A 13,262-nucleotide genomic window follows, 5' to 3' on the forward strand; every position below is an offset into this window, starting at 1 on the left:
TGCAAGGTTGGTGATTAATTTGTGGGAAACGTGGATAATTGAAATAGCTAAAGGAATAGGGGAATTGTTTTTACACCCGCTTTTCTATGTTGGATTCGTAATTACTTATATACTCGGCTCCATGAGGGTCAAACAGGAAAGAAAACTGTTTCATGTCCGTGTGGAAGATCCTATGATTGAAATGAAGGAATATATCGTTCCCAGTTTAGTATGGGGGCTTATTCTCTCCGTTATCACTGGACTGATTGGCTTAAATGTCCCATTTGATTTTATTTTATTAGTGGGCATCCTAATCGTATTAATAAGTTTAAGCATGCAAATCAGATTTCTTTCCCCAGCGTATACAGTTGGGCTGGCCTTTCTCGTTATCTATATCTTATATGGGACTGGATTTGACGGCATTTTGAGTAATAGGTATTTTTCTTTTGAACAGGCAATCTATCCTTCAATTGCTGTGTTAACAGGTCTATTGTTACTGGCAGAAGGATTCTTAATTCGGAATAGAGGAGCCATTCAAGTATCTCCAACGGTTGAAAAGGGGAAGCGTGGGCTCTTTATTGGAGCGCAAAGAACGAAAAGAGTATGGCTCGTGCCAGTTTTATTATTTATTCCTAATGGAGTTTTACAAGTAAGTGGAGATCTTTGGCCCGTCTTTACATTTGGCGGAACAGATTGGAGCCCCATTCTTGTACCATTTTTCATAGGATTTTCATTTAAAGCGAAAAGCAATTTGATGAGCCAAGTAGTAGGAAGGCTCGGTAATCATGTGGCTATTCTTGGTTTTATCGTGTTAGTTCTGGCTGTGGCTGGAAAGTGGTATCCTATTGTCAGTTTAGCAGCAGTAGTCATCGCGATTATTGGCCGCGAAGTTATACATTTTGTGTATAAAAATCATGAAAACCAATCAAATCCTTTCTTTACTTCAGGGAAAAAAGGTCTCATGATCTTAGGTGTCCTACCGGAATCACCAGCTGAACGAATGGGTTTAAAAGCGGGTGAGCGCTTGACACGGGTGAATGGTCAACAGGTTTCCAGTTCTGATGACCTATATAAAGCATTACAATCCAATCGTGCTCATTGTAAGCTGGAAGTCTTCGATACGAATGAGCAAATCAGGCTTGTTCAAAATGCCCTGTACGAGGGAGATCATCATGAGCTTGGTATATTGATGGTCGATAGTGAGTTGGAGAGGTAGAAAAAGTTAGGGAAATAAAATTATCTTTATCAACTCAAATTAGAATTATAATTATCTTCAAAGAAATAACTAGTATTTAAAAAAACAATTACAGCCTAATAGAAATAGCCACAGGGTTTACCTGTGGCTATTTTTCTGGATTTTTATATGTGAGTGATTACGAAGATATTTAGTTTTCATTCAGCGTATGCTATTTTATTCAAATAATATTCTTAACAGAGTTATTTAAGATAATATTACCTACTCTTTTCATCTGCTCTTGATCGAATATTTCATCAAACTCTAATCTTCGCTTACCATATTGGATTTTTAAACCTTTTTCTATTAATCCATCTTTAAACCAATTGACATTCCTAATGGTCTGATACCTGAATTTATTCATAAAACTGAGATCCTTGGTAATAAAGATCATTCTTTTATTTGTAGGAATTAAGTATCCTTTAATTTCTTGCTTGCTGTCCTTATCATATTCGCAGAAAATAAAGCTAAGAGCTTTCTCGTCAGGTGTAAAAACGCGTGAGATAAGTGATTGAAAGAATACCTTATTTCTCTTAACCTCGTTAAATTCATATGAGGAATAACCTTGGTCATTATTTTCCACCACGTTTGATATGATTTGTTCAACCTCTCTTTTTTCACGTTCTTCTTGTAATTTCTTGATTTGATTCTTTTCATGTTGCTGTTGATTTTGAATTAAACTTTGTTCTCTATTTGTTTTAGAGCGTGCTTCTTTTCTACGGAGGCGAGCAAGTTCTTCTTCGCTTCTATACTTCGCTACTTTCTCCATAATAATAGCTGGTTCCTCTTTTTTTGCTAACAGTTTAATAAACATATCTTCAAATTTATAACAAACAGTTTGGTAAATACTCATTTTAACCACCTTAACTAATCATTTTTTTAGCCACATATAGTCTTCTGCCTAACCAACTAATAGTCGCTAGTCCAATGCCACCAACTGCGGTAGCCTTATTTTGTTTTTGCTCTGCTAAATGTTTTTTATAACCTTCTTGATAATAATGTTTAAATATATCTTCGCCTTTTTTTAATTCAGATGGAATGGAATATTCCTCACCAGTTTCTCCTAGAAGGTATCCAGTATCTTTTATTTCCACTATCTTTTCATTAGAATTAAATCCATTTTTATACCATTTTGTGAATTTATCGTTAGCAATCTTTGGCTCCTTATATTCTAATATTGTAAAGGCAGCTTCATAGCCCATCTTAAAGTATTTGTTTTTCAATTCTTCTTGAGCTTTATCATAACCTTCTTGGTACGATTCAATAAATTTGGCCTGTATATTTTGAGGAGGGGAGTGAGTATCCACTTTACCGTCTTTATAGCCTAAGTTTTGATAATTTTTTTTCTTAGCTTCAGTTCGTTCTTTTACAGCCTTATTAAAGCCGCTTTCATAGGACTCTGTTAGACCTGGGTGTTTTGTATAAGCCTTAGGGATTGCAAGTTTATCCTGTTTTTCTCCTAATATATAGCCATCATTGGTTGCTTTTGTTTTTTCGGATGCGATTTTCCTTATACCTTCCTCATAACCTTTTCTATAACCGCTGGTATAACCTGATCTAAAGGCTTCTGAACCATCAGAAATAGAGTCCATATCATCCGCTTCGGTGTATCCATCCTTAAGACCTTGATTGTAGCCTTGATTTTCTCCGTTATCAGCATCCACTTTCTCTTGTTGAAATTGAAGTTGCTCAGGGCTATTATTGATTTTAGTTTTATCGTATCCCTCAGGAGCTTCACAAGGAATACCATCATCAACTTGGTTATTTCCCCAACCATCTAAGTTTTCCGGATCATTGGTAGCTGTATAGCCTTTTGAGTTCCAATAGTTAACTACTTCATCATAATTGGCAAAATCAGTACAATTCTTGTCATTACTGGTCGTAGCTGGCTGCTTGGTTGTTGAAGATGAATCTTCAGAAGATGAACTACCAGAGGAGGAACTACCTCCATTGTGATAATGGTAACCAGAACAAAGACCCTTGGCCTGTGATTTTTGACTGCAATTGTGTCCACCGTTAGAATCAGTTCTCCCACTGTGTGCATAGGTATTAGTACCAAAAAGTAAAAGTAATAGACATATAAAAAACGTGACTTTTTTGTTCAATTTTTTCCTCCAAATGTTATTTTATGTATATTATAGTATTCTATGTAAATAGATTCCATGATATAACTGAATTTCCACTATTGAAATTATTTATACCGTATAAAATAAGCTTTTAAATTTTAAGGAGGAATCGCTTTCTTTTTTTAAACTGTAATATTAGATGGAACATGGTTATTTTTATAATAATGATATTTTTAGCAAATTATGATATGGGCAAAAATACTTTTTCATCGGATACCTTTAAAGGTTGGTGAAAAAATGGAAGTATAAGGGACGCAGCTAATAAATGGCTTGTCTTTTTAATATTGCCCTAATAGTTTTTGTAATATTTGAAATAATCAAGGAATAAATGTTATAATATGGAAAAAGATAGGTAGAGGTTGTTTGATGAGTCTAAATAAGGTTCGTAAAAGTTACTTTGATTTGGATTTATTACTGATTATTTTACTCTTTATGGGGATTAGTTGTTTTACTATTTATAGTGCGCAAAAGTATCTACCTTATGGGACCTCTTTCGCGATGAGACAGGCCGTCTACTTCTGTGTGGGATTTATTTTAACAGCTATTGTTTATTATTTTGATTTCAGGCAAATTAAGAAATTATCCACGTATCTTTATGTGTTGGGAGTAGGTCTTTTGTTTCTGCTCCTAATTGCTCCTGAAAGTATAGCGGAAACGACTAAAGGAGCAAAATCCTGGTTTTATCTACCTGGTTTTTCTGTGCAGCCATCTGAATTTATGAAAATATTCCTTATTCTTTATTTGGCAAAAATCATTAGCAGCCATAATGAAAAATTTAAGAAATCACAATCGATAAAATCTGATTTTGGATTAATTCTGAAATTAAGCTTGGTGACTCTCATCCCGCTTGGGTTAATTCTCAAACAGCCGGATGCCGGTACAGCTATGGTGATTGCCGCTATTTTAATTGGCATGATATTTGTTTCCGGAGTAAACTGGAAAATCATATATTCCCTATCTATAGCAGGGATCTCTACCGTAGCTATATTGGTATACATATATATTTATCATACGAATCTATTATTAAGTTTTTTAGGTACCTTTCAGTTGAATCGAATTCATGCCTGGGTAGATCCCTTTAATTTTAGTGAAGGGTATCAGCTGAAAAATTCCATTTTGGCCATCGGCTCAGGAATGAACTCAGGCAGGGGTTTTAACAATGGCGTGATGTATGTACCGGAAGCCCACTCTGATTTCATCTTTACGGTGATTGCAGAAGAAGGCGGGTTTATAAGGGCGAGTCTGGTTATTGCCCTTTACTTTATAATGATTTATAAAATCATCGCTATTGCGACAGTAAATAAGGGGCAATACGAACGGTTTATTTGTGTTGGAATTGTATCCATGCTCACCTTCCATATATTTGAGAATATCGGAATGGTCATGGGGCTTGTCCCGATTACTGGTATCCCATTGCCACTGCTAAGCTATGGAGGCAGCTCTGTTTTGGGAACACTTTTGGCTTTAAGTATTGTATTGAATATATCAGCAAAGACGAGGACTTACATATTTTCGAAAGAGTGACGAATCTTCTCTCTGTGGAGGATTTTAGATTTTATACAAAAGGAATTCAGAATGGCTTTTATAGTCCTAATCTGAATTCCTTTTTTGTTTTTAATCTCCCGTGTGGAATTCTATACTTGCCCGTAGAAAGCGTAATCTGAATTCTTTTGCAGGAAGAATCTCGCCCTTTTACCAGATTTGACCGAAAAATATAATAATAGTAAGATGTTCTTAAAAAAGAACGTTTGGTAGGTCTTTTTAAATGATAAGATTTGAAACTAGATTCTCAAGTAGTCCTTATCTTTAATCGATTCATATTGTTAAAGGGCATATTTTTTTGAAATAAACGTTCTTAAAAGAGAACAAACGAAAGGAGGGATTTTATGTATCGTAAAAATTGCTATATTTGTTATCGGGCTTCCTATAGCAGCTGTGAAATGGGAGAGTGGCTGTGCCCTTCCTGCGGGAACGATCTAACTAAGCAACAGGTACTTAGAGCAGTCCAATATTCGGTAAACAAACAAAACTATTATGATAAATATCAACATCAAAAAGACAAATTCCATTCATATACGACACGAAACATCGATTAAAACACCAGTAATTGATTCATATTACTTAGATTTGTAGAATAATGAAGGAAAATATACTCATATAGATGTTTGAAAATTACAAATAGTGGCAATGGAATGGGGGATAAGCATGTATACTGATTATAACTAAACAGAAAAAGGCAAACTTATTGAAAAATAAGGGCGCAAAGTCACAGATCTAAGGTATTGAATACTATGATGGCTGGACTGCCTGAAATACAGGAACGTATTTTAGGGGGGAGATTAGATTGGTGTCTACGGTGAGTGCTGATTTGGATCAGGAATGGGTAGATCTGATATTGATTGCCCGAAAATTAGGATTTAGTAAAGAAGAAATCAGGAGTTATTTAGAGAGAGAAGGTAAAAAAGAGGAATGAACATGAATAGGTTAAGAGTTGCCTCGATTATAATGAAAATGGTCGGGGTATTTATTTTATTCTTTATAAGAAAAATCACTTACAGTTGTAAGTGATTTGAGCTTAACCCATTTATTATGTTGGCATTTCTACTCTTCTTCTTTATTTGTACGCCATTTATTAAATTCAATAAATTCTTTAAACTGATTCTTAGATACTCCAGATTTCATTGCTTCTTTTACTAACTCAGCCCAGTCCTCGTCAAGATAATTCAAATCTGGTTCATCGTGTAAAAGAGCATTAAGCGGTACATGAAGTACAGCTGCTATCTTTTCAAGGAATTGAACGGATGGATTTACTTGGATGTTTCTTTCGAGTGAGCTTAAATAGGATTTGGCTACACCCGCTTTCTCTGCCAATTCAGTCATCGACAACTTTTTTTCTTTTCTGATTTTCTTTACACGATCACCAATCATTTTATATTCCCTTTCCGGATAGATAACTACATATTATGTAAATTTAGCCATAGTCCACTACATTAATTATAATAGTTAGAACCTTCACATACAATTCCTTTTGGGATTTTATTCTAAAGAATGGCTAAAAAATGTATGGGAAAGAAGGATAAAAATCCATCTTTCCATCTTAATTACATATTTCATGCTGAGTGTCCTCTGTTATACTTTTTCCTTCAATCTGAAATGTACAGTGTTCAATCTGATGATCGTGCATTAATCGTTTTTGTAATTGAACAAGGATTAAATCTCGATCTACTCCTTGATTCACGACTACGTGGCAGCTAAGGGCTGGAAAGCCTGATGTAATGGTCCAAATATGCAAATCATGTATATCCAGAACACCATCCATGTCCAGGAGACTGTTTCGTATCTGCTCAATATCGACACCAGCTGGGGTACCTTCCATTAAGATATGGTAAGAATCCTTTAATACTCGCCAGCCGCTAATGAGTACAAGAGTTGCAACGATGATGCTGGCAATTGGATCTGCTATATTCCAGCCGAACAGAATGATTAAAATACCAGCAATGATTGCACCGACTGAACCAAGCAAATCGCCTAATACATGCAGAAAGGCGCCTCGCATATTCAGATTTTCCTCTGTATCTCCCTTCATCAGGATCCAGGCCACTATTAGATTGACGATCAAACCAATTAAGGCAATCCAAAGCATGTTCGAGCTAACCTCAGGTGGTACTCTAAAGCGTTCAATGGCTTCCCAATAAATAAATAGGGCAATGATGACCAATGTCATGCCGTTTATAAATGCTGCCAATATTTCAAAACGTTTATATCCATAGGTTTTGGAATGATCAGCTGCCTTTTCAGAAAATGTGAAAGCAAATAAACTTAATCCTAGAGCAGCTGCATCGCTGAGCATATGACCTGCATCAGAAAGAAGTGCTAGGCTGTTAGTCCAAATACCACCAATGATTTCGATAATCATAAAGGTGAATATGAATCCAAAGCTGATGGCTAAAGCTTTTTTGTTCGCATGATGATGGTGGTGATGGCCACCGCTTCCATGGTTATGACTATGATGGTGTCCGTGGTGATGGGAATGTTCCTCAGACATCATAAATACCTCCAACTCTTTTCATTCGTAGTGTCTCCTGCTTATGTATGGATAGTTTATGTCATTCTATAGGTTATGTACCCTATTTTATAAATATTTATCTTGTAATAAAACCCTAATTTGTTTCGTAGATCCAGCTTTTAATTCTGCACAAATAGATTATTTCAGTTCGTATTTTCTAAATTATCTAAATAATGTTATTTTATCAAACTGCTCAAATCCACTCTAAATTTGTCGATATGTTCAATAACGCTTTACTTACCTTTAAATTTCTATTGAAGATTAATGATATATCCGGACCAAATATCTGTGAGTATTGAAAGGTATTCCTAGACGAATTATTGCCTTTAATCTTATAGGGTTTAAACCTTGAACCAATTATAATGACAGTTTTGTTTGGAGGAGACACCATGGATTTTAAATCAGTACAGCAACTATTCCCAAGTGAAGATGGAAATAAGCTTCAACAAGTAACTTTTTTGAATTATATAGAAAACATTATTATGACAATGGACTCATATAAGGATCCGAATAAATCAACATTGGGCCCAATCGAGGAAAAATCAGATGATTTCTATACAGCTATTATGGAAAATGCTCAAACACCACAGGAAGGATATGATCTAAATGTGGTTGTTGAAGAGCTGACTAAACTGACAAAGGGTCATCCATACCATACGAAGAACTTTGTGACCAATGTACTTCCGATGGCGAGCATTCCGGGTATCCTCGGGTTATTGACAACGACTCTATTGAACGGAAATAATCTTTGGGATGTTTATGGACCAGCCGCTGCTGAAACAGAGGTTAAGGTTATTTCAATGATGTCTAAACTGGTAGGCTATGATTATACAAAATCATGGGGATATACAACTTGGGGAGGACAGGGAGCGGTATTCAGTGGTCTTCGCCTAGCCATTGCGAAACAGTTTCCAAAGGCAAAGGAAGAAGGGGTTCCTTCCAATCTGTATTGTTTTGCATCTGAAAATGCCCACTACAGCTTGTTGAAATCAATGGAGGCTGTCGGAATTGGCAGCAATCATTTAATCCGTGTCAAAGCTGGACACGATCATTCAATGGATATGGAGGATCTACGAATAAAGCTTGAGCAAACTATTCAAAGTGGAGGCATCCCAATCTATGTAGTAGCTACAACTGGTACTACAGATAGTTTTGGAATTGATGATGTGAAAGCTATCAAAGGCGTAACTACCTCCCTGGAAGAATTACATGGTATACATCCTATCCATATTCATGCAGATTCTGCTTTAGGCGGTTTTTATAGTTTATTCCGGGAATATGATTTTGCGGCCAATCCTCTTCAATTTGAGGATGACGTGTTAGAAGGCCTATCGAAAATTAATGAGAGAATGCAATGGATTTGCCTGGCGGATACTCTTTGCTTTGATTTCCAAAAGCTTGGACAAACACCTTATCTGACAAGTTTATTTTTAGTGAAAGACGGCAACAGTCTTGGATTGCTTGATTTGGAGGAATTTGAAACGCCATATGTTGGTAACCGTGGATATGGTAATTATCATACGGGCTATACATTGGAATGTTCACGTATGGGCAGCTCAATCGCTATTTATGCAGCTCTTATGGCCTTTGGCGTGGAAGGTTATCAACAAATTCTTGCAAACTATGTTCGTGTCAATTTGGCATTTAGAAAAAAACTGCTTGCCAAAATTCCAACGATAAGTGTAACGAATATGGAGAATATCGGACCTGTTACAACCTTCAGAATCTATGATGGTGAGGTTCAATGGGATCAAGAGTTGGATGGTAGGTCAACGGCTGACCAAATTCAGGCGGTAAATGAGTTGAACCATCAATTGTTTGAGATTTTGGGAGCAAACAGGGAAGATGTCTTTTTTGGAGATACAACAAAACAATGTTTAGTAGATACGTTGGATCTTCCGGATCGTATGCCGATTTATGCAGCGAAATTCTTCTCGATTTCTCCTTATACGGAAGTGGAACATTTGGATTATATGGTAGAGGCTATAGAGCGTTCTATCCATGCGATGGAGGGAGAAAAGATTGAAGTTAATAGCTAAATTAAAAAGCTCGATTTTATATAAATATATTATAAGTTTTATGGTTCCTATTACAGTGATATCGATCGTTCTTTGTTCCGTCCTCTATTACTTTTCTATGGATATTATCAATAAGCATGTCATTGTCCAATTTGAGAAAAGCTTGCAATTAATATCAGAGGACGTCATGACAGATATAAACCGTCCACTTGTTGAAAATGCCGATCGGAAAGAAGATGGGTATTTGGATGAACTTAAGGACGTATTGAATGACTATCAGGTTAAGCATGAGGTGGAGAATACCTATGTGCTGGCTAAAACAGATGGTAAAGAATATATAGTTGCCTTAAGTAACACGGATGAAGAGGGAGCGGACTATCCCTTTACGGAGGATATGAATAAAGCTCTTGAAGATCGGAACCCACATTTTAGTCAAATCTATACAGATAAATTTGGGACACATAAATCAATTTTTACTCCGATTGACGGTACGAATATGATTGTTGGTATTGATATGGATGCCTCCTTTATCAAAGAGCTAGAAAAAACAGTCATTGTATTATCTCTCGTTTTAACAGTTGTATTTATTATTTTGGGTGTTATCATCGCTTATGTGGTAAGTAAGCAAATTACGAAACCACTGCTGTCAGTCCTTGGATATGTAAAACAGGTGGCAAGCGGAGATTTATCGATAAAAAAAAACAAGGTAAAGGGCAATGATGAAATTGCTCAGTTGGACAGTGGGATTCAGGAAATGGTCTATGATTTAAATCATCTGATCAATCAGATTGCGGAAAACGCCGAACAAGTTGCTGCCACTTCTGAAGAATTGAATGCAAGTACGGAAGAAACCAGTTTATCTGTTTCACAAGTCACTGAAGCTATGCAAGAGGTTGCCAGTGGATCTGAAAGTCAAAATCAGCAAATCACCCATATGAACAAGGGGGTTGCGAATATTTCGGAGGGTATGCAGGCCATTACCGATCATGTGGCAAACGTTACGAAGAGTTCGGAAGCTGCTTCTGAAATAGCCGAAAATGGGAATGCCATTATTGCAGAATCCCTAGAGAAGATGGATATTACGCATGTTAAGATTAAACAAACATCCGAGATTATCCACAGATTAAGTGACTATTCACAGGAGATTGGTGATATTGTTACATTAATTACTCAAATAACCGAACAGACTAATTTATTGGCCTTAAATGCATCAATTGAAGCGGCCCGCGCAGGAGAACAAGGTAAGGGATTTGCAGTCGTTGCTGGTGAAGTCCGTAAATTGGCAGACCAATCTAAAAATGCAGCCAATGAAATTAGTAAAAAAATTGCTACGATAAAAACAGAATCCTCAAATGCTGTGGATTCGATGGCTATTGGATATGGTACGTTAGAAGAGGGGTTAACGGTTTTTGGAAGTGCCGGAGATGCTTTCCGTACGATCTATGAATCGGTTGGTGGAGTCAATAATCAAATTCAACAGGTTAATCATGCGATAGGTGATATGAATGAAGGAGTGCAGCAGATTGCTCATTCAATGGAGGAATTGAGCGCCATTTCTACACAGTCTTCCGGTAATATTGAAAATATTGCGGCTGCCTCTGAGGAACAGTCTGCTATTGTTGGTGAGATTGCTGCTTCTTCACAAAATTTATCTCAGCGAGCTGAAGCGTTGGCACAAGCTGTTCAGAAGTTTAAGATTTAATTGTTAAGCTAGAAAGGAAAAGGATCTTCGGGCATGTGATAAGCCTGAAGATCCTTTTTGTCATCCACAAATATTTATTTATCCACAGGGAAAAGTGGATTTGGATTTATCTTATTTAGTAGAAAATGTGATAACCGTGTATAAGCTTGTGGAAAACCCTACTTATCCACAAGGCCGATTATACTTCCATCCCATTCTCTTTCATCTCCAATACGGTCAGTATAAACATGGCATGTGACCAGGTAAGTGGCAATACCCAGGCAGGACGGCCTGTAATTTTGTCGATTTGTTCAGCGAGAAGGTCCAAATCAGTGGCATGGTCGACTACCCAATTAAATAATTTCTTTGCCTCGAGCTGTTTATTTATTCGAATATAATAGATTGCAAGCCATAAGGTAGCTATAATCCAAGGGTCACCACTTATATAGATGTCTCCAGGGAAACGTTCAATTCCTCCAATAATTTTGGAGCGGCACAGCCTGTCGATGGTTGCAGCCGTCTGCTTCATTTTTGGGTCATTGGGATCAATCATGTTGAATGGTACCGTAAGGCCAAGCAGGCATATATCAATCACATCATCTCTTACCTGACGATAGATTGGATATCCTTTGGAGTCATATTCCTTCGAAACATCTTTGCCCTGGGCTTTTTTATTTAAGTAGGCTGGTTCATCAAGCCTTAAGTGAAAAGCTCGGAAAAAGGCTTCGTTTGTCTCGTTGTATCCTATTTGCAGAATCGTCTTTTTCATAGCTGCTGCTGTATTCCGATAAAGAATGGATTTTTCAGGATGGCCTAATCTTTCGGCAAAAGCAGCAGAGCCCATGAGCCCTCCATACACAGCTGCCGCTGAATAGAAGTGTTCAGCCTCCCTTTTTTCCCATATATCCATACTTGGCAGTGGAAGATGGGTGATCGGGTCAATAAATTGCGTGAGAAAATCGGCGCCCTTTTCGATAACGGGCCACATTTCAATCATAAATTCTTCATCACCGGTTATTTTATAAAATTGATGGAGTCCCCACAGAATGGAACCTGTTTCATCTATTTGTAATCCCCAAGCGGGAGCTAAATGTCCATCTAAATAGTGGCGTTGGTCCCATTTTCCATCCTCATCCTGAAGAGTTCGGGCAAATCTATAAAACTCTTTGACCTGTTTGTGATAGCCGGCTCGAGCATAGGCTGTCGCCGTATAGGCAGCATCCCGCCCCCAGCAAAAGGAATATCCTCCTGAAAAGGCATACTCCTCATCTACTTCTGGAGCAGCAATAAAACCGCCATTTTTATTGTTCATTAAATGAAACATGAGCAAAGAACGTTCATAAATTTTCTTCGTTCGTTTGTCGTTAATCTCGATTGGCTTAGCTTGATCTAAATAATCATACCAGTAGTGTAAGGTCTCCTGTAGATGCTCCTCAAAGGAAACCTGTTTGGCATCATGTAAGACATCAATCGCTCCTGTTGAGCCATTGCCTGCTGCAATGTAGAGTGTAATAGATTTTTCTTCGTTTGGGCTAAGAGAAAGTGGCGCATATTCAATCCCGCAGGAAGATTTATTGGCTATTCTTTTTCCAGGCAGAAAACCGTCATTTAATTCCTTGAATGTAGCCCCGCATTGAAATCTCTTTACATTTTGGTCAGAGCCAACCGCAAAACCGTATTCTCTGTGATAATGAATAAAGCTATCAGTATCCTCATCAAACTTAACCGTTTGGTAACGTCTTTTTTCATCAATCATAAAATCGCTGTAAATCACGAAGCTTAGATTTTGCGGACGTTCCGAAAGGTTTTTAAACGTAAAATGTCGTACATAGACATCTTTTTTTGGTAACACGAAATCCAGCTGTCTGATCGACAAGCCAGAGCCTCCGAGTGTAGAAATGGTTTCTAAAATATTCGTGCGGTCAATATAAGCTTGCTTATGATTCCAAACATTTTCATGAAGGAAGAAGGTCTTTACTGAGCCTTCGATGCCGCGAATACCTGTATAGAATAGATTTAGATGCTGGGGAAAGTCGATATTCGGCCATGTGATTCTTTGCGCCTGTCCATCTTTTGTTAAAGATACCAGCATGCTTGAATTTCCGATGATTGCTTCCGTAATATACGGTTTCTTTTCCATCCAATTTCCCCTCCATGT

General features: G+C 37.2%; 11 protein-coding genes and 1 riboswitch. Of the genes, 6 read left to right on the top strand and 5 right to left on the bottom strand.

Translation table 11 applies throughout. The features are described 5' to 3' along the window. Positions 1–10: 10 nt before the first annotated feature. A complete protein-coding gene (locus AC58NB_RS01485) occupies positions 11–1,195 on the top strand; it encodes a PDZ domain-containing protein (protein ID WP_497425149.1) in 1,185 nt (394 codons plus the stop codon). 199 nt (positions 1,196–1,394) lie between these two features. Here the strand turns inward: AC58NB_RS01485 and AC58NB_RS01490 are convergent, their stop codons facing one another. Together AC58NB_RS01490 and AC58NB_RS01495 are read right to left on the bottom strand one after the other, a co-directional pair. Next, positions 1,395–2,066: a PH domain-containing protein gene (locus AC58NB_RS01490; RefSeq protein WP_497425033.1), complete on the bottom strand. Its 672-nt coding sequence runs from the start codon at positions 2,064–2,066 to the stop codon at positions 1,395–1,397. 10 nt (positions 2,067–2,076) lie between these two features. Continuing rightward, positions 2,077–3,318: a YHYH domain-containing protein gene (locus AC58NB_RS01495; protein ID WP_497425034.1), complete on the bottom strand. Its 1,242-nt coding sequence runs from the start codon at positions 3,316–3,318 to the stop codon at positions 2,077–2,079. Positions 3,319–3,705: 387 nt separating this feature from the next. On the opposite strand from AC58NB_RS01495, the gene AC58NB_RS01500 reads away from it, so the two are divergent. The 3 genes from AC58NB_RS01500 to AC58NB_RS01510 all read left to right on the top strand — a co-directional run bounded on the left by AC58NB_RS01500 (position 3,706) and on the right by AC58NB_RS01510 (position 5,812). Continuing rightward, a complete protein-coding gene (locus tag AC58NB_RS01500) occupies positions 3,706–4,863 on the top strand; it encodes an FtsW/RodA/SpoVE family cell cycle protein (RefSeq protein ID WP_497425035.1) in 1,158 nt (385 codons plus the stop codon). Between the two features lie 362 nt (positions 4,864–5,225). After that, positions 5,226–5,435: a hypothetical protein gene (locus AC58NB_RS01505; protein ID WP_497425036.1), complete on the top strand. Its 210-nt coding sequence runs from the start codon at positions 5,226–5,228 to the stop codon at positions 5,433–5,435. 129 nt (positions 5,436–5,564) lie between these two features. Next, positions 5,565–5,650, top strand: a riboswitch (cyclic di-GMP riboswitch). A 36-nt stretch (positions 5,651–5,686) separates the two neighbouring features. Beyond that, positions 5,687–5,812 carry an anti-repressor SinI family protein gene (locus tag AC58NB_RS01510; RefSeq protein WP_497425037.1) on the top strand — a complete coding sequence of 42 codons (126 nt, stop codon included), beginning with the start codon at positions 5,687–5,689 and terminating at the stop codon, positions 5,810–5,812. Between the two features lie 128 nt (positions 5,813–5,940). Here AC58NB_RS01510 and AC58NB_RS01515 read toward each other — a convergent pair whose 3' ends face one another. After that, positions 5,941–6,267, bottom strand: a complete 327-nt coding sequence (locus AC58NB_RS01515) for a helix-turn-helix domain-containing protein (RefSeq protein ID WP_497425038.1) — start codon at positions 6,265–6,267, stop codon at positions 5,941–5,943. A gap of 169 nt (positions 6,268–6,436) precedes the next feature. Then, positions 6,437–7,384, bottom strand: coding sequence for a cation diffusion facilitator family transporter (locus AC58NB_RS01520; RefSeq protein WP_497425039.1), 948 nt, complete (start codon positions 7,382–7,384; stop codon positions 6,437–6,439). A gap of 410 nt (positions 7,385–7,794) precedes the next feature. On the opposite strand from AC58NB_RS01520, the gene AC58NB_RS01525 reads away from it, so the two are divergent. Together AC58NB_RS01525 and AC58NB_RS01530 are read left to right on the top strand one after the other, a co-directional pair. Next, positions 7,795–9,444: a pyridoxal phosphate-dependent decarboxylase family protein gene (locus AC58NB_RS01525; protein ID WP_497425040.1), complete on the top strand. Its 1,650-nt coding sequence runs from the start codon at positions 7,795–7,797 to the stop codon at positions 9,442–9,444. Beyond that, a complete protein-coding gene (locus AC58NB_RS01530; protein WP_497425041.1) occupies positions 9,428–11,125 on the top strand; it encodes a methyl-accepting chemotaxis protein in 1,698 nt (565 codons plus the stop codon). The genes AC58NB_RS01525 and AC58NB_RS01530 overlap by 17 nt, the downstream gene beginning before the upstream one ends. 178 nt (positions 11,126–11,303) lie before the next feature. On the opposite strand, the gene AC58NB_RS01535 is transcribed toward AC58NB_RS01530, so the two are convergent. Beyond that, entirely contained in the window at positions 11,304–13,244 is a 1,941-nt protein-coding gene (locus AC58NB_RS01535; RefSeq protein WP_497425042.1) for a glycoside hydrolase family 15 protein, read from the bottom strand. Between the last annotated feature and the right edge of the window lie 18 nt (positions 13,245–13,262).

This window comes from Pradoshia sp. TA40_28 (genome assembly GCF_059694525.1).

Bases quoted from the DNA above. Each gene is read 5' to 3' on its own strand.
- AC58NB_RS01490 (WP_497425033.1), bottom strand. From the start codon at position 2,066: ATGAGTATTTACCAAACTGTTTGTTATAAATTTGAAGATATGTTTATT.
- AC58NB_RS01500 (WP_497425035.1), top strand. From the start codon at position 3,706: ATGAGTCTAAATAAGGTTCGTAAAAGTTACTTTGATTTGGATTTATTA.
- AC58NB_RS01505 (WP_497425036.1), top strand. From the start codon at position 5,226: ATGTATCGTAAAAATTGCTATATTTGTTATCGGGCTTCCTATAGCAGC.
- AC58NB_RS01515 (WP_497425038.1), bottom strand. From the start codon at position 6,267: ATGATTGGTGATCGTGTAAAGAAAATCAGAAAAGAAAAAAAGTTGTCG.
- AC58NB_RS01520 (WP_497425039.1), bottom strand. From the start codon at position 7,384: ATGTCTGAGGAACATTCCCATCACCACGGACACCATCATAGTCATAAC.
- AC58NB_RS01525 (WP_497425040.1), top strand. From the start codon at position 7,795: ATGGATTTTAAATCAGTACAGCAACTATTCCCAAGTGAAGATGGAAAT.
- AC58NB_RS01535 (WP_497425042.1), bottom strand. From the start codon at position 13,244: ATGGAAAAGAAACCGTATATTACGGAAGCAATCATCGGAAATTCAAGC.